The sequence below is a fragment of the Burkholderia cepacia genome (assembly GCF_001039005.1).
Lineage (GTDB): Bacteria > Pseudomonadota > Gammaproteobacteria > Burkholderiales > Burkholderiaceae > Burkholderia > Burkholderia theae.
Genome location: NZ_LDWR01000015.1, coordinates 25300 through 41336, shown reverse-complemented (window position 1 = coordinate 41336; position 16037 = coordinate 25300). Strand labels below are relative to the sequence as shown.

General features: G+C 68.7%; 17 protein-coding genes. 10 read left to right on the top strand and 7 right to left on the bottom strand.

Going from position 1 to position 16037, the window contains the following annotated elements; all coding sequences use genetic code 11:
* Nucleotides 1-114: 114 nt before the first annotated feature.
* On the bottom strand, nucleotides 115-759 hold the full coding sequence (gene pdxH, locus VL15_RS09395; protein ID WP_048245185.1) for a pyridoxamine 5'-phosphate oxidase: 645 nt from the start codon (nucleotides 757-759) through the stop codon (nucleotides 115-117).
* A 128-nt stretch (nucleotides 760-887) separates the two neighbouring features.
* Between pdxH and tcdA the strand changes: the two genes are divergently transcribed.
* On the top strand, nucleotides 888-1745 hold the full coding sequence (gene tcdA / locus VL15_RS09390; protein WP_048245183.1) for a tRNA cyclic N6-threonylcarbamoyladenosine(37) synthase TcdA: 858 nt from the start codon (nucleotides 888-890) through the stop codon (nucleotides 1743-1745).
* Nucleotides 1746-1846: 101 nt separating this feature from the next.
* On the opposite strand, the gene trxA is transcribed toward tcdA, so the two are convergent.
* Nucleotides 1847-2695 carry a thioredoxin gene (gene trxA, locus VL15_RS09385; protein WP_048245181.1) on the bottom strand — a complete coding sequence of 283 codons (849 nt, stop codon included), beginning with the start codon at nucleotides 2693-2695 and terminating at the stop codon, nucleotides 1847-1849.
* A gap of 52 nt (nucleotides 2696-2747) precedes the next feature.
* Complete coding sequence (locus tag VL15_RS09380; RefSeq protein ID WP_048245178.1) at nucleotides 2748-3629, bottom strand: pirin family protein; 882 nt, start codon at nucleotides 3627-3629, stop codon at nucleotides 2748-2750.
* 157 nt (nucleotides 3630-3786) lie between these two features.
* On the opposite strand from VL15_RS09380, the gene VL15_RS09375 reads away from it, so the two are divergent.
* Nucleotides 3787-4665 (top strand): EamA family transporter, encoded by an 879-nt coding sequence (locus tag VL15_RS09375; RefSeq protein WP_193099496.1) that lies wholly within the window; start codon nucleotides 3787-3789, stop codon nucleotides 4663-4665.
* Nucleotides 4666-4718: 53 nt separating this feature from the next.
* On the opposite strand, the gene VL15_RS09370 is transcribed toward VL15_RS09375, so the two are convergent.
* Together VL15_RS09370 and tsaE are read right to left on the bottom strand one after the other, a co-directional pair.
* Complete coding sequence (locus VL15_RS09370; protein WP_048245175.1) at nucleotides 4719-6248, bottom strand: N-acetylmuramoyl-L-alanine amidase; 1530 nt, start codon at nucleotides 6246-6248, stop codon at nucleotides 4719-4721.
* On the bottom strand, nucleotides 6230-6781 hold the full coding sequence (tsaE, locus tag VL15_RS09365; RefSeq protein WP_048245174.1) for a tRNA (adenosine(37)-N6)-threonylcarbamoyltransferase complex ATPase subunit type 1 TsaE: 552 nt from the start codon (nucleotides 6779-6781) through the stop codon (nucleotides 6230-6232). The genes VL15_RS09370 and tsaE overlap by 19 nt, the downstream gene beginning before the upstream one ends.
* 17 nt (nucleotides 6782-6798) lie before the next feature.
* Here tsaE and queG point away from each other — a divergent pair, with 17 nt between their 5' ends.
* From queG to xerD, 3 genes are all read left to right on the top strand, one after another.
* The gene (gene queG, locus VL15_RS09360; protein ID WP_048245172.1) at nucleotides 6799-8034 is read left to right on the top strand and encodes a tRNA epoxyqueuosine(34) reductase QueG; all 1236 of its coding nucleotides are present in this window, start codon (nucleotides 6799-6801) and stop codon (nucleotides 8032-8034) included.
* A gap of 64 nt (nucleotides 8035-8098) precedes the next feature.
* A complete protein-coding gene (locus VL15_RS09355) occupies nucleotides 8099-8566 on the top strand; it encodes a methylated-DNA--[protein]-cysteine S-methyltransferase (protein ID WP_048245171.1) in 468 nt (155 codons plus the stop codon).
* Nucleotides 8566-9516 (top strand): site-specific tyrosine recombinase XerD, encoded by a 951-nt coding sequence (gene xerD, locus VL15_RS09350; RefSeq protein ID WP_048245169.1) that lies wholly within the window; start codon nucleotides 8566-8568, stop codon nucleotides 9514-9516. The genes VL15_RS09355 and xerD overlap by 1 nt, the downstream gene beginning before the upstream one ends.
* 47 nt (nucleotides 9517-9563) lie before the next feature.
* On the opposite strand, the gene VL15_RS09345 is transcribed toward xerD, so the two are convergent.
* Nucleotides 9564-11126, bottom strand: coding sequence for a class I adenylate-forming enzyme family protein (locus VL15_RS09345; protein WP_048245238.1), 1563 nt, complete (start codon nucleotides 11124-11126; stop codon nucleotides 9564-9566).
* A gap of 240 nt (nucleotides 11127-11366) precedes the next feature.
* Here VL15_RS09345 and ybaK point away from each other — a divergent pair, with 240 nt between their 5' ends.
* On the top strand, nucleotides 11367-11858 hold the full coding sequence (ybaK, locus tag VL15_RS09340; protein ID WP_048245167.1) for a Cys-tRNA(Pro) deacylase: 492 nt from the start codon (nucleotides 11367-11369) through the stop codon (nucleotides 11856-11858).
* 108 nt (nucleotides 11859-11966) lie between these two features.
* Nucleotides 11967-12605, top strand: coding sequence for a glycerol-3-phosphate 1-O-acyltransferase PlsY (gene plsY, locus VL15_RS09335; protein WP_048245165.1), 639 nt, complete (start codon nucleotides 11967-11969; stop codon nucleotides 12603-12605).
* 72 nt (nucleotides 12606-12677) lie between these two features.
* On the opposite strand, the gene VL15_RS09330 is transcribed toward plsY, so the two are convergent.
* A complete protein-coding gene (locus tag VL15_RS09330) occupies nucleotides 12678-13163 on the bottom strand; it encodes a YajQ family cyclic di-GMP-binding protein (protein ID WP_006762345.1) in 486 nt (161 codons plus the stop codon).
* Nucleotides 13164-13299: 136 nt separating this feature from the next.
* Here VL15_RS09330 and murB point away from each other — a divergent pair, with 136 nt between their 5' ends.
* From murB to VL15_RS09315, 3 genes are all read left to right on the top strand, one after another.
* Complete coding sequence (gene murB, locus VL15_RS09325) at nucleotides 13300-14349, top strand: UDP-N-acetylmuramate dehydrogenase (RefSeq protein ID WP_048245163.1); 1050 nt, start codon at nucleotides 13300-13302, stop codon at nucleotides 14347-14349.
* A 224-nt stretch (nucleotides 14350-14573) separates the two neighbouring features.
* Nucleotides 14574-14948 (top strand): ArsR/SmtB family transcription factor, encoded by a 375-nt coding sequence (locus VL15_RS09320; RefSeq protein ID WP_048245161.1) that lies wholly within the window; start codon nucleotides 14574-14576, stop codon nucleotides 14946-14948.
* The gene (locus VL15_RS09315; RefSeq protein ID WP_048245157.1) at nucleotides 14945-16027 is read left to right on the top strand and encodes an SRPBCC domain-containing protein; all 1083 of its coding nucleotides are present in this window, start codon (nucleotides 14945-14947) and stop codon (nucleotides 16025-16027) included. Before VL15_RS09320 ends, VL15_RS09315 begins: the two co-directional genes overlap by 4 nt.
* Nucleotides 16028-16037: the final 10 nt, after the last annotated feature.

Here is a 16037-nt window from a genome sequence, read left to right as displayed (position 1 = left end):
CTCCGTTTGTTCGTTGAATCGAATACAGCCAAGTATCTTGACCGGCGCCCGCCGCTTGCGAAGCGTGCGCCCGGATGCAACACGAGACACGACCGGCGTGCGCCGGCGCCGCGCTTACGGCGACAGGCGCGAGATCGTCCAGCCCGGCGACGTGTCGGCGTCGCGCGTATAGAGCAGACGGTCGTGCAGCCGCGACGGGCGCCCCTGCCAGAACTCGATCGCGTCGGGCACGAGGCGGTAGCCGCCCCAGTGGGGCGGGCGCGGCGGGGCGTCGCCATAGCGTTCGCTGATGGCCCTTTCGCGCGCTTCGAGCGTCGCGCGGCTGTCGATCACGGCGCTCTGCTCCGACGCCCATGCGCCGATGCGCGAGCCGAGCGGGCGCGACGCGAAATAGCGGTCGCTTTCTTCGGCGCTGGTTTTCTCGATCCGGCCTTCGATGCGCACCTGGCGCTCGAGCTCGATCCAGTAGAACAGCAGCGCCGCTTGCGGATGCGCGGCGAGATCGCGCCCCTTGCGGCTTTCGTAATTGGTGAAAAAGACGAACCCGCGTTCGTCGACGCCCTTGATGAGCACGATCCGGGCCGACGGCCGGCCGTCGTCGCCGACGGTCGCGAGCGTCATCGTGTTCGGCTCGGGCAGTTTGGCGGCGAGCGCCTCCTTGAACCAGCGGTCGAACTGGGCGAAGGGGTCGGGGGCGGCATCGGCTTCGTCGAGCGAAGCACGTGAATAGTTGATGCGGAGATCGGCGAGAGTCGTCATGTTATGCAAACGCTTCAATCTGGGGCCAGTATAGCGAACGCGCGAGAAACGTGCGTGCACAGTGGCGCGTGAGAGCGGGGAGTTCAGGCAAAATAGAGGGCTGCACGACTTACGTTTTCCTTGCTGCCATGTCTGCCGCCGATACTGCCCCGCCCAGTTCTTCTGATGTTACCCCGACCTCGACAATCCAGCTTGACGTGGATCGCGCGCGGCGCTTTGGCGGCGTCGCGCGGCTGTACGGCGCGCCGGCGGCCGCCGCTTTCGAACGTGCGCATGTCGCGGTGATCGGGATCGGCGGCGTCGGGTCGTGGGTGGCCGAGGCGCTCGCACGCAGTGCGATCGGCACGCTGACCCTGATCGATCTCGACAACGTCGCCGAAAGCAATACGAACCGGCAGATCCACGCGCTCGACGGCAATTACGGCAAGCCGAAGGTCGACGCGATGGCCGAGCGGATCGCGCTGATCGATCCCGCGTGCCGCGTGAACCGGATCGAGGATTTCGCGGAACCCGACAACTTCGACGCGCTGCTCGGCGGCGGCTTCGACTACGTGATCGACGCGATCGACAGCGTGCGCACGAAGGTCGCGCTGATCGCATGGTGCGTCGAGAAACGGCAACCGCTCGTCACGGTCGGCGGCGCGGGCGGGCAACTCGACCCGACGCGCATCCGGATCGACGATCTCGCGCTGACGATCCAGGATCCGCTGCTGTCGAAGGTGCGCGCGCAATTGCGCAAGCAGCACGGCTTTCCGCGCGGGCCGAAGGCGCGTTTCAAGGTCAGCGCCGTGTATTCGGACGAGCCGCTGATCTATCCGGAAGCGGCCGCATGCGACATCGAGGACGGCGCCGAGCCGTCCACGGCCGCGCACGTCGCGGGGCTCAACTGCGCGGGATTCGGGTCGAGCGTGTGCGTGACCGCGAGCTTCGGCTTCGCGGCCGCTGCGCATGCGTTGCGCGCGATCGCGGCGCAGGCCGCCGGCTGATCCGCGAATCGCGGGTATCGAAGAAGGGTGCGGCGCGGGCAACGCGCCGCAAGCGATGCGGCCGGACCGTAAGGCCCGGCCGGTCGCGTGTCAGTTGAACGTCAGTTGAGCGCCATGCTCAGCCTGCGCCGCCACCCGGCGACGAGGTCGGGGCGATCGCCGGCCAGTTCGAACACCGAGATCATCGTGCGGCGGCCGAGATCGTCGCCGTACGCGCGATCGCGTGTCACGATTTCCAGCAACTGTTCCAGCGCGCCTTCATACGCGCGCCGCGCGATCAGGCTCTGCGCGAGGTCGAAGCGCGCGTCGAGGTCGCCCGGGTTTGCCGCGATGCGTGCCTCGAGCGCGTCGGTCGGCGGCAGGTCGGCCGTCGCTTCGAGCGCGTCGAAACGGGTCTTGATCGCCTGGTAGCGCGGATCGCCACCCTGCACGATCTCCGGCGACAGGCGTTCGGTCTCGGCGCGTGCGGCGTCGACCTGGTTGCTCGCGAGCAGCAGTTCGATCAGGTCGAGACGCGCGTCGTCGAAGCCGGGGTTCAGCGCGAGCGCCGCTTCGAGGTGCGTGAGCGCGTCGTCGTAGCGCTCCTCGGCCATCGCGTATTGCGCGGCGCGGTGTTCGGCTTCCTCGGGCGCCGGCAGCAGCCGGTCGAGGAACGCGCGCAACTGCCCTTCGGGCAGCACGCCGACGAACTGGTCGACCGGGCGCCCGTCGGCGAACGCGATCACGTGCGGGATGCTGCGCGTCTGGAAGTGCGCGGCGAGTTCCTGGTTCTCGTCGACGTTGACCTTCACGAGCTTCCAGCGGCCTTCGTAGTCGCCTTCGAGCTTTTCCAGCAGCGGGCCGAGCGTCTTGCAGGGGCCGCACCACGGCGCCCAGAAGTCGACCAGCACGGGCATGTCCAGCGACGCCTCGATGACGTCTTTCTCGAATGTGGCAAGCGTGGTGTCCATGTCGTTCTCTTTCGTTCGAATGTCGTCAGGATGGGGGCGGCGCGCCGATTTTTCAACGCGGCTTCGATTCGGGCAGCGGAATCCACTCGGTCTCGCCCGGCACCTTGCCCATTTCCTGGCGCGTCCACGCTTCCTTCGCGCGCGCGATCGCGTCGCGGCTGCTCGCGACGAAATTCCATTCGATGAAGCGCTCGCCATCGATCCTGTCGCCGCCGAGCAGCATCGCGCGCGCGCCGCCGGCGCTCGTCAGCGTGACCGTCGCGCCCGGCGCCAGCACGGCCATCTGCTCGGCCGGAACCGGCGTGCCGTCGATCGCGAGATCGCCGTCGACCACGTAGACCGCGCGCTCCTCGTGCGACGCGTCGAGTTCGATGCGGCCGCCGGCCGCGAATTCGGCCGCGACATACAGCGTGCGCGAGAACGTCGTGACCGGCGAGCGCAGCCCGAATGCGTCGCCGGCGATCACCGTCAGCGCCACGCCGTCTTCGTCGCGCTTCGGCAGCGTGTCGGCCGCATGGTGCTCGAACGACGGCCCGGTGGTTTCGTGCGCGCGCGGCAGCGCAACCCAGGTCTGGATCCCGTGCACGGTGTGGCCGCTGGCGCGCTGCGCGTCGGGCGTGCGCTCGGAGTGGACGATCCCGCGGCCGGCCGTCATCCAGTTCACGTCGCCCGGCACGATTTCCTGCCGTGAGCCGAGACTGTCGCGGTGCAGGATTGCACCGTCGAACAGGTAGGTGACGGTGGCGAGCCCGATATGCGGATGCGGGCGCACGTCGAGCCCGGTGCCGGCGGGCAGCGTGGCGGGCCCCATGTGATCGAAGAAGATGAACGGGCCGACGAGGCGCGCGGCGAGCGCGGGCAGCGTGCGGCGCACCTGCAGGTTGCCGATGTCGCGCACGTGCGGCTTCAGCAGGGCTTTGATCGGATCGTTCATGGCGGTTCCTGTGGGGGCGGCGGCGGTGATGCCGGTCATTGTAATAGCCGCCCGCCGGCGATTCCATTCGCGCCGCGCGGGTATCGGGCCGGGGGGCGAAACCCGGTAGACTGACCGGCTGCATAACGATGATTCGACAATCGAGGAGACGCCGATGATGGCACCGAAGGACTTGCTGCTCGCGCTGGTCGTGATCCTGGCGTGGGGCGTGAACTTCGTCGTGATCAAGGTCGGCCTGCACGGCATGCCGCCGATGCTGCTCGGCGCGCTGCGCTTCACGCTCGCGGCCGTGCCCGCGGTGTTCTTCGTGCGCCGGCCGCAGATTTCGTGGCGCCTGCTGGTGTTGTACGGCGCGACGATCCAGCTCGGCCAGTTCGTGTTCCTGTTCACCGGCATGTACGTCGGCATGCCCGCCGGCCTCGCGTCGCTCGTGCTGCAGTCGCAGGCGTTCTTCACGCTCGTGTTCGCGATGCTGTTCCTCGGCGAGCGGCTGCACGTGCAGAACCTGATCGGGCTCGCGATTGCCGCGGGCGGCCTCGTCGTGATCGCGGCGCAGGGCGGCCATGCGATGACGCTCGCGGGCTTCCTGCTGACGATCTGCTCGGCCGCGATGTGGGCGTTCGGCAACATCGTCACGAAGAAGGTCGGCCGTGCGAACCTCGTGTCGCTCGTCGTGTGGGCGAGCCTCGTGCCGCCCGTGCCGTTCTTCCTGCTGTCGCTGTGGTTCGAAGGACCGCAGCGGATCGCGACCGCGCTCGCCGGCCTGAACGGCGCATCGATTTTCGCGGTCGTCTATCTCGCGTTCGTCGCGACGCTGCTCGGCTACGGGCTGTGGAGCCGCCTGCTGTCGCGCTACCCGGCCGCGCAGGTCGCGCAGTTCTCGCTGCTGGTGCCGATCGTCGGGCTCGCGTCGTCGGCGCTGCTGCTCGACGAGCATCTGACGCGCACGCAGTTGATCGGCACGGCGCTCGTGATGGGCGGGCTCGCGGTGAACGTGTTCGGCGGGAAACTGATGCGCCGCTTCGCGGCATCGTGACGCGCCGGCACGCGCTGCGTGCCGGCGGCAGGGAGGGGACGGCCAGGGAGGCGTCAGGCCATCCGGTTCTTCGCGAGCGGCGGATTCGCGGCGAAATAGCGCTTGATGCCGCGGAAGATCGCGTCGGCCATCTGGTCGCGATAGCTGTCGTCGTTGAGCCGGCTCTCTTCTTCCGGGTTGCTGATGAACGCGGTCTCGACGAGGATCGACGGGATGTCGGGCGCCTTCAGCACCGCGAACCCGGCCTGTTCGACCGAGCCCTTGTGCAGCTTGTTGATGCCGCCGACTTCCTTCAGCACGTAGTTGCCGTAGCGCAGCGAGTCGCGGATCTGCACGGTCGTCGACATGTCGAACAGCGCGCGGTTCACGGCCGCGTCCGCCGTCTTGATGTTGATGCCGCCGATCAGGTCGGACGAATTCTCCTTGTTGGCCATCCAGCGTGCCGCGGCGCTCGTCGCGCCGTGGTCGGACAGCGCGAACACCGACGAGCCGCGCGCGGACGGCGTCGTGAACGCATCCGCGTGGATCGACACGAACAGGTCGGCGCCCACGCGGCGCGCCTTCTGCACGCGCACGTTCAGCGGCACGAAGAAGTCGGCGTCGCGCGTCATCATCGCGCGCATGTTCGGCGCACCGTCGATCTTCGCGCGCAGCTTCTTCGCGATGTCGAGCGCGATGTGCTTCTCGTACGTGCCGCCGCCGCCGATCGCGCCCGGATCCTCGCCGCCGTGGCCCGGATCGATCGCGACCGTCAGCAGGCGGACGGTGCCGCCCTTGCCGGATTTCGGCGCGGTGAACTTGTAGGTGTCGCCGTCGTCGTCGCTGTCGTCGCGGCGCGCGATGACGGGCGGCGGCTTGACGGCCGGCTTCGCGGGCGTTGCAGGCGCGCCGGCGGCGGGCGGCGTGTGCGGCGTGGCCGGCGTGTTCTGCGCGAAGCGCTGGAAGAACGCGTCGCTGTTGTCGCCGGCGGCGCTCGGCGGCGGCGTGGCCGGCCCGTTCAGCGCGGTCGGCGGCTGCATCTGCTGCGCGCGCGCCGTGTCGTTGAGCGCCTGCTCCTTGCGTTCCGTCTGCGCGATCAGGTCGGTCAGCGGATCGGGCGCGACGGCCGGATACAGGTCGAACACGAGCCGGTACTTGTAGGTGCCGACCGGCGGCAACGTGAACACCTGCGGCTTCACCGAGCCTTTCAGGTCGAACACCATGCGCACGACGTGCGGCTGATACTGGCCGACGCGCACCGACTGGATCTGCGGATCGTTCGGCGCGATCTTCGACACGAGGTCGCGCAACGCCTGGTCGAGATCGAGACCGCTCAGGTCGACGACGAGACGGTCGGGACCCTGCAGCAGCTGTTGGCTATTCTGCAGCGGCTGGTCGGATTCGATCGTGACGCGCGTGTAATCGCGCGCGGGCCACACGCGCACGCCGAGCACCGACGACGCGTGCGCGAGCCGCGGCGCGACGAGACCGAGCACCAGCGTCGACGCGCCCGCGCGCAGGATCTGGCGGCGCCGCCAGTTGTGCGTCGCGGTGGCCGCCGATTCGATCGAGCGGAACGGTTTGATCAACATCTTTCGAGACATGCCTTTCCTGAAGCGCTATACGCCCGGACGGTGAGGGCGCGGCCGTCGCCATCCACGTCGAGCGAGAAAACCAGATCGGGCACGCCGAGCAGCGCGCCCGCCTGTTGCGGCCATTCGACGAGGCAGATCGCGCTGGAATTGAAATACTCGCGAAAGCCTGCGTCGGACCATTCGGCCGGATCATTGAATCGATACAGATCGAAGTGATAGACCTCAAGTTCCCCATCGCCGCGTTCGAGCGCGTACGGCTCGACGAGCGTATAGGTCGGGCTGCGCACGCGCCCCGGGTGGCCGAGGCCGCGCAGGATCGCGCGCACGAGGGTCGTTTTGCCCGCGCCGAGATCGCCGACCAGCTGGATCTGCAGCCCGTCGAACGCGTGTGCGCGAGTGAGATCGACGCGTGCCGCGTCGAGCGCGTGCGCGAAGCGGGTGCCGAAGGCCTCGGTCGCCGCTTCGTCGGCGAGTGCGATCACGCGCTCCGCGAACGGGGCAGGCAGCGTGGCGGCATGAGGCGTATGGGACGTGGCTGGCATTCTCGTAAAATAGTGCGATGAACCGATTACCGGAACTCGCCGCATCCGACAGGCCTTCGACTCAAGCCGAAGGCGCGGCGCCGTGCGCGCTCGATGATGCGGCGTTGACTGCGCTCGCCGCTCGCATCAGGGCGTGGGGGCGCGAATTGGGTTTCGGGGCGATCGGCATCAGCGATACCGATCTCTCGGATGCCGAAGCAGGCCTCGCCGCCTGGCTGGAAGCCGGATACCACGGCGAAATGGATTATATGGCGAAACATGGGATGAAACGCGCGCGGCCGGCCGAACTTGTGGCCGGTACGCGACGCGTGATTTCCGTGCGGCTCGCCTACCTGCCGGCCGAAACGCTCGCCGCCGCCGCACCCGACGGCGAGCCGGGCGCGCTCGTGCCGCACGACTGGCGCGCGCGCGAACGGGCGCGGCTCGACGATCCGCAGGCGGCCGTCGTGTCGATCTATGCGCGCGGCCGCGACTATCACAAGGTGCTGCGCAACCGGCTGCAGACGCTCGCGGAGCGCATCGAGCACGAGATCGGCGCGTTCGGCTATCGCGTGTTCACCGATTCGGCGCCCGTGCTCGAGGTCGAGCTCGCGCAGAAGGCCGGCGTCGGCTGGCGCGGCAAGCACACGCTGCTGCTGCAGCGCGATGCCGGTTCGCTGTTCTTCCTCGGCGAGATCTACGTCGACATTCCGCTGCCGACCGATGCGCGCACGTCGCCCGACACCGCGCCCGAGACGCCCGGCGCGCATTGCGGCAGCTGCACGCGCTGCATCGACGCATGCCCGACCGGCGCGATCGTCGAGCCGTACCGCGTCGATGCGCGCCGCTGCATCTCGTACCTGACGATCGAACTGAAAGGCAGCATCCCCGAGCCGCTGCGGCCGATGATCGGCAATCGCGTGTACGGCTGCGACGACTGCCAGCTCGTGTGCCCGTGGAACAAGTTCGCACAGGCCGCACCGGTCGCCGATTTCGACGTGCGGCACGGCCTCGACCGTGCGACGCTCGTCGAATTGTTCGCGTGGGACGCCGACGCGTTCGACACGCGGATGCAGGGCAGCGCGATCCGGCGCATCGGCTACGAAAGCTGGCTGCGCAATCTCGCCGTCGGGCTCGGCAACGCGCTGCGCGCGGACGCGGATCGGCTTGCGCCGCAGGCGCGCGACGCGATCATTGCCGCGTTGCGCGCGCGGGCTGACGATCCGTCGCCGGTCGTGCGCGAGCATGTCGAATGGGCGCTGCGTGGCGCGTGAAGGCGGCGTAAAGTGTCGTCGGCGCGCGGCGGTACCGCGCGCATTCATCGGTCAGGAGAGGGCCATGTTCAATGCAGTCATCGACGCGCCGTTCGGCAAGGTCGGCATCCGCACGGACGCCGCGGTGGTGCGCGAGATCGTTTATCTGCCCGAGTCGGTGAAGTCGGTCGATCCGGATTCGCCGCTCGCGAAGCGCGCGGTCAAGCAGATCGAACGTTATTTCGAGCGTGCGTCGGCGCGCTTCGACCTGCCGCTCGCCGAAGTCGGCAGCGCGTTCCAGCATCGCGTGTGGAACGTGATCAGCGATATTCCACCGGGCACCGTGCTGACCTACGGCCAGGTCGCGAAGCGGATCGGCAGCGCGCCGCGCGCGGTCGGCCAGGCGTGCGGCGCGAACTACTTTCCGCTTGTGATCCCGTGCCATCGCGTCGTCGCGGCGGGCGGTCTCGGCGGCTTCGCGAACCACGACGACAACGGCTATTACCAGAAAGTGAAGCGCTGGCTGCTGGCGCACGAGGGCGTGCCGTACTGATGAGCGAACCGCTGATTTCCCCCGAAGCCGACGGCGATGCCGCGGCCGCATCACCCGCGCTGCTCGCGAGCCGCGCGTCGATCGACGTGTTCTGCGATGCGCTGTGGCTCGAGCACGGGCTCTCGCGCAACACGCTCGACGCGTACCGGCGCGATCTGGTGCTGTTTTCCCAATGGCTGGCCGCGACCCACGATGCGCCGCTCGATTCGGCCGACGAGGCGACGGTGACGGGCTACATCGCGGCGCGCAGCGACGGCAAGGCGACGTCGTCGAACCGGCGGCTGTCGGTGTTCCGTCGCTATTACGGCTGGGCCGTGCGCGAGCATCGCGCGAGCGCCGACCCGACGCTGCGGATCACGTCCGCGAAACAGGCGGCCCGGTTTCCGTCGACGCTGTCCGAGGCGCAGGTCGAGGCGCTGCTCGGTGCGCCCGACGTCGGCACGCCGCTCGGCCTGCGCGATCGCACGATGCTCGAGCTGATGTACGCGAGCGGGCTGCGCGTGAGCGAGCTCGTGACGCTGAAGACCGTCGAGGTCGGCCTCAACGAGGGTGTCGTGCGCGTGATGGGCAAGGGCTCGAAGGAGCGGCTCGTGCCGTTCGGCGAAGTCGCGCACGGCTGGATCGAGCGCTACCTGCGCGACGCGCGGCCGGCGCTGCTCGGCGCGCGTGCGGCCGATGCGCTGTTCGTGACTGCGCGCGGCGACGGGATGACGCGCCAGCAGTTCTGGAACATCATCAAGCGCCACGCACAGCACGCCGACGTGCGCGCGCACCTGTCGCCGCACACGCTGCGGCATGCGTTCGCGACGCACCTGCTGAACCACGGCGCCGACCTGCGCGTCGTGCAATTGCTGCTCGGTCACAGCGACATCTCGACCACGCAGATCTACACGCACGTCGCGCGCGAGCGGCTGAAGACGCTGCACGCGCAACACCACCCGCGCGGTTAGCGCGAATCCGGCACGGCACGGCACTGCGCCGTGCGCGCCGGCCGGCGTCAGGCCAGCTCGCGCAGCTTGTGCTTCAGCACCTTGCCCGTCGACGCGGCGGGCAGCGCGTCGAGCACGCGAATTCGCGCAGGGCGTTTGTAAGGCGCGAGCCGCTCCGCACACCATGCGTGCAACGCGGCTTCGTCCGCCGCCGCGCCGGGCACCAGCTCGACGAACGCGAGCACTTCCTCGTTGCCCTCGACTGCACGGCCGATGACGGCCGCCTGCACGACGTCCGGATGCGCGTTCAGCACCTGTTCGACTTCGACGGGATACACGTTGAAGCCCGATCGGATGATCAGTTCCTTGCTGCGGCCCGCGATCGTCACGGCGCCGTCCGCCTCCTGCCGCGCGAGATCGCCGGTGCTCAGCCAGCCGTCGGGCGAGACGGCCGCACGCGTCGCGTCCGCGTTGCGGTAGTAGCCGAGCATCACGTTCGGCCCGCGCACGCGAATCTCGCCGACTTCGCCCGGCGGCACGTCGGTGCCGTCCGGTGCGACGATCCGCATCTCCACGCCCGGAATCGGCACGCCGACCGAGCTGTCGGCGCGCGGCGCATCGAGCGGCGTCTGCGTGATGGTCGGGCTGCTTTCGGTCATCCCGTAACCGTTGTGCAGCGGCACGCCGTACAGGCGCTCGACGCGCGCCTTCAGGTTCGCGTCGAGCGGCGAGCCGCCCGAATAGGCAAAGCGCAGGCGCGGCGCGTGCCATGCGTGGCCGTGCGTGTGCAGGTGTTCGAGCAGCTTCGCGTGCATCGCGGGCACGCCCTGGAAGATCGTGACGCTTTCGTCGGCAAGCGCGACGCGCACGGCTTCCGGGGAGAAGCGCGGGGCGAGCCGCAGCGTCGCGCCTGCGTACAGGCTGCCGAGGCAGACCGACGCGAGCCCGTACACATGCGACACGGGCAGCACCGTGTAGACGACGTCGTCCGGCGACACGCGGCGCAGTGTGCTCGACGTCGCCGCGATGAACAGCAGGTTGCGGTGCGACAGCATCACGCCTTTCGGCGCGCCCGTCGTGCCGGTCGTGTAGATCAGCGCCGCGCATTGCGCGGCGCCGTCGGCGGCCACCGCTTCGCACGGCGCGCTCGCGTCGACGTGATACGACCACGCGCCGATGTCGACCGGCAGCGCGCCGGCGGGCGTCGCGCCGTGCCGTGCCGCATGCGCGCGCGCGTCGGGCGAGGTGTCCGTCGCGAATGCGATCAGCTTCGGACGCGCGTGCGCGGCGATCGCGTCGAGTTCGCCGGCCGACAGCCGCGCGTTCGACACGAGTGCCCACGCGTCGAGGCGGGCGACCGCGAACAGCAGCACGATCTGCGCGACGCAGTTTTCTGCGACGATCATCACGCGGTCGCCGCCTTGCACGCCGAGGCGCGCGAGCAGCACGGCCGCCGCGTCGACGGCCCGCGACAGGTCGCTATACGACAGGCACCGCGCGTCCTCGATCAGCGCCGGGTGCGCGGGCGCCTGCGCGGCCCAGCGCGCGGGCACGTCGGCGATGCGGCTCGGCAGCGCGGCGAGCAGCGCATCGACGTCGAGCGGCTCGGAGGAACGGATGGACGAGGGCATGGCGTCTCCAGAAAAGGGGCGGGCGGCGGCGTGACGATGTTTGCGAACGATCGTGCCATGACGACGCGCGCGCCACAATCGGCCAATCGGGCAATAGCGCTTCGCGATGTCCGCAATGATGATGGGCGGGATCGTTGCGGCGATGCCGCGGGCCGCCCGGCGGAAAACGGGCCGCGAGTATACCGCCGGCGCCGGCGCGCCATCGCGCGAGCGCCGGTCGTTCACCATTAGAATGCCGCCATGAGCAAATCCAGACACGTGTCCGAAACCCCCGCGACCCAGCTGTTGCGCCGCCACGGCGTCGCGTTCGGCGAGCATCCGTACGAATACGTCGAGCACGGCGGCACCGGCGAATCGGCGCGCCAGCTCGGCGTCGACGAGCACAGCGTCGTGAAGACGCTCGTGATGGAAGACGAACACGCGAAGCCGCTGATCGTGCTGATGCACGGCGACCGCACCGTGTCGACGAAGAACCTCGCGCGGCAGATCGGCGCGAAGCGCGTCGAGCCGTGCAAGCCCGACGTCGCGAACCGCCATTCGGGTTATCTCGTCGGCGGCACGTCGCCGTTCGGCACGCGCAAGACGATGCCCGTCTACGTCGAGGCGACGATCCTCGAACTGCCGACGATCTACCTGAACGGCGGGCGTCGCGGTTATCTCGTCAGCCTCGAGCCGGCGGTGCTCACGTCGCTGCTCGGCGCGCAGCCCGTGCAGTGCGCGAGCGTCGACTGAGGGTTTCACCTTCGTGGCAGGCCGTGCTCGTTCGGTAGAATGGGCGCCGTTTCGGCTTGCCGCACATAGCCTTCCCTTTACCGATACGTTGAAAGAAGAGTCCTCCGCATGCAGATCCTGCTCGCCGCCCTCGTTGCCTACCTGATCGGTTCGGTGTCGTTCGCCGTCGTCGTCAGCGGGGCGATGGGCTTGGCCGACCCGCGTTCGTACGGGTCGAAGAATCCCGGCGCGACCAACGTGCTGCGCAGCGGCAACAAGAAGGCCGCGATCCTGACGCTCGTCGGCGACGCGTTCAAGGGCTGGATCGCCGTCTGGCTCGCGCGGCACTTCGGCCTGCCCGACGTCGCGGTCGCATGGGTGGCGATCGCCGTGTTCCTCGGCCACCTGTATCCGGTGTTCTTCCGCTTCCAGGGCGGCAAGGGCGTCGCGACCGCGGCCGGCGTGCTGCTCGCCGTGCACCCGGTGCTCGGGCTCGCGACCGCGCTGACCTGGCTGATCGTCGCGTTCTTCTCCCGCTATTCGTCGCTCGCGGCGCTGGCGGCGGCCGTGTTCGCGCCGGTGTTCGACGTATTCCTGTTCGGCACGGGCCACAACCCGGTCGCGTGGGCTGTGCTCGCGATGAGCGTGCTGCTCATCTGGCGTCACCGCGGCAATATTTCGAAGCTGCTCGCGGGGCAGGAGAGCCGGATCGGCGACAAGAAGAAGGCGGCCGCGGACGGCGGCGCGCAGGACGGCGGGAAAGCCTGACGCAGCGGCGGTTGCCGCGTGCCGGGCGCGCCGCGTGTGCGGGGCCCGGCGTGATGACGGATCGGCGGCCGATCAGTCGCGGAAGTTGTTGAAGTCGAGCGGCGTATCGGTCACGTCCTTGCGCAGCATCGCGATCACGCTCTGCAGATCGTCGCGCTTCGTGCCCGCCACGCGCACGGCGTCGCCCTGGATGCTCGCCTGCACCTTGATCTTGCTGTCCTTCACGAGCCGCACGATCTTCTTCGCGAGATCGCCCGTCACGCCTTTCTTCACGGTGACGATCTGCTTGACCTTGTCGCCGCCGATCTTCTCGACCTTGCCGTAGTCGAGGAAGCGCACGTCGACGTTGCGCTTGGCCAGCTTGTTGATCAGCACGTCCTTGACCTGGCCGAGCTTGAAATCGTCGTCGGCGAACAGCGTCAGCTCGCGCTCCTTCTGCTCGACGCGCGCGTCGGAGCCCTTGAAGTCGAAGCGCGTCGAAATTTCCTTGTTCGACTGCTCGATGGCGTTCTTCACTTCGATCATGTTCGCTTCGGAAACGACGTCGAACGATGGCATGGTTTTCTCCCTTGAGATGCGGGCACCCGGCTCGCGCGCGGGCACTCGCTATAATTGCGGACTGTTTGCCATTTTACCGATGCCCCTCCGTTTGCCCAAGGCCGGCCATGCGCCGCTCGGGCGGACGTGACCGCGAATGCCGATGCCCCCTGACGATTCCGCCCTGTCGCTGCTTCCCGACCATCCGCTCGCCGCGCACAACACGTTCGGCATCGCCGCGACGGCGCGCTTTGCCGCGCGCGTCACGCACGCGTCGCAGTTCGAGGCGCTGCATCGCGACCCGCGCGTCGCGAGCCTGCCGCGGCTCGTGCTCGGCGGCGGCAGCAATGTCGTGTTCACGCGCGATTTCGACGGTGTCGTCCTGCTCGACGAGATCGCGGGCCGCCGCGTCGTGCGCGAGGACGACGACGCGTGGTACGTCGAGGCCGGCGGAGGCGAGAACTGGCATGCATTCGTCGCGTGGACGCTCGAGCACGGGATGCCGGGCCTCGAGAACCTCGCGCTGATCCCGGGCACCGTCGGTGCCGCGCCGATCCAGAACATCGGCGCGTACGGCCTCGAGATGAAGGCGTATTTCGACTCGCTGGTCGCGGTCGAGCTGGCGACGGGGCGCAGCGAGCGCTTCGACGCCGTGCGCTGCGCGTTCGGCTATCGCGACAGTTTCTTCAAGCGGGAAGGGCGCGGCCGGTACGCGATCGTGTCGGTGACGTTCCGGCTGCCCAGGCAATGGACGCCGCGGCTCGGCTACGCGGACGTCACGCGCGAGCTCGACGCGCGCGGTATCGCGCCCGATGCGGCGACGCCGCGCGACGTGTTCGACGCGGTCGTCGCGATCCGCCGCGCGAAGCTGCCCGATCCGCTCGTGCTCGGCAACGCGGGCAGTTTTTTCAAGAATCCGGTGATCGATGCCGCGCAGTTCGATGCGTTGCGCACCCGCGCGCCCGAGGTCGTGTCGTATCCGCAGCCGGACGGGCAGGTCAAGCTCGCGGCCGGCTGGCTGATCGACCGCTGCGGCTGGAAGGGGCGTGCGCTGGGTGCGGCGGCCGTGCATGACCGCCAGGCGCTCGTGCTCGTCAATCGCGGCGGCGCCTCCGGCGCCGACGTGCTCGCGCTGGCGCAGGCGATCCAGCACGACGTGTTCGCGAAATTTGGCGTCGAGCTGGAGCCGGAGCCGGTCTGCCTGTAAGCCGGGCCAGGACACCCGCGTAACGGAACCGTGCCGGCTGTTGCCGGTTCCACACGGCGAATCGTCCATTTTTCTCGAAGCACGCCGTCATGCCCCGCATCGCGCTGCACCGCTCGGCTGCGATGCGTGCGTCGTTCCGTCCCGCTGCCCGTCCTTCCACGCCGCCACGCCGCCACACTCATCATCCCCTTGACTCTCATTTAACCTTGAAGTTAAATGAGATCATGCACTCCACATCCGATCCCCTGTCCGCGGTGTTCGCCGCGCTGGCCGACCCTACCCGGCGCGCGATCCTGGTGCGGCTGGCCGAGGGCGCGGCGCCCGTCGGCGAACTGGCCCGGCCGTTCGACATGTCGGCGCCGGCGATTTCGAAGCACCTTCGCGTGCTGTCGGAGGCCGGGCTGATCGAGAGGGAAGTCAATGCGCGCTGGCGAATCTGCCGGTTGCGCGCGGACGGGATGCGCGATGCGCACGGGTGGCTCGAAGCCTATCGGCAATATTGGGAAGAGAGCCTCGATCGACTGACGGCGTTCGTCGAACAATCGTGCGCGGGCGGCACGGCCGGCGACGACGCCCCACCTCGGCGGGAGAAGTCATGAGTCAGGCAGCGACGTTTCATCTCGAATTGAACCGGTTCATCCGCGCGCCGCGCGAACGTGTTTTTGACGCGTTTACGAACGAAACCGCGCTGGCGACCTGGCATTGTCCGCGCGGGATGGGCGTGATCGAAGCAAGCGCCGATGCGCGGGTCGGCGGCAAGTACCGCATCGTGATGGGCGGGCGCGACGGTTCGCGCCACATCGCGGGCGGCGAATACCAGAAGGTCGATCGCGTCGACTTTCTGGCGTACACGTGGGCCTGGGAGGCCGGCGCGATGCCGGCCGACCTGAAGACGCTGATCGAGGTCACGTTCACCGACCAGGACGGTGGCACGCATCTGCACATGCGTCACAGCGGCTTTCCGAGCGAGGCCGAGCGCGATTCGCACATGGGCGGGTGGCAATCGGTGTTCAACCGGCTCAACGATCTGCTGGACCCGGAGGGCAGCGCGGGTACCGTCGTCGTGATCGGCGATCCGCGCAGCAGCTATTGCCGGACCGTGCGGATGGCGCTCGCGGAAAAGGGTGTCGCGTACACGTTGCAGCCGTTGCCGCCGCATTCGCCGGAAGTGCTCGCGCATAACCCGTTCGGGCTTATCCCGGCATTCTGCGACGGTCCGATCGAGTTCTACGAAACGCGTGCGATCCTCGGCTATATCGACGAAGCGTTCGACGGCCCGAGCCTGCTGCCCCGGTGGGGCGCCACCGCGCACGCGCGCGGCGAGCAATGGATCAGCGTGATCAACTGCTACGCGTACGACGCGATGGTGCGCCGCTACGTGCTGCAGTACGTGTTCCCGAAAGGCGAGAATGGCCAGCCTGATCGCGCTGTGATCGACGCGGCGCTGCCTGAAATCGACAAGCATCTGCAGGTGTTCGACGCCGCGTACGGCGGGCGCGATTACCTGGCCGGCAGCGAGTTGTCGATGGCGGATCTGTTCCTGGCGCCGATCCTGGCGTACGTGAGCATGTTCCCCGAAGGGGCGGAATTGCTGCGGAAATACCCGAACGTCACGCGTGCGCAGGCGGTGATGCGCGAGCGGCCAAGCTTCGCCGCGACGCAGCCGGCGCCGGGCTGATGGGGGCATC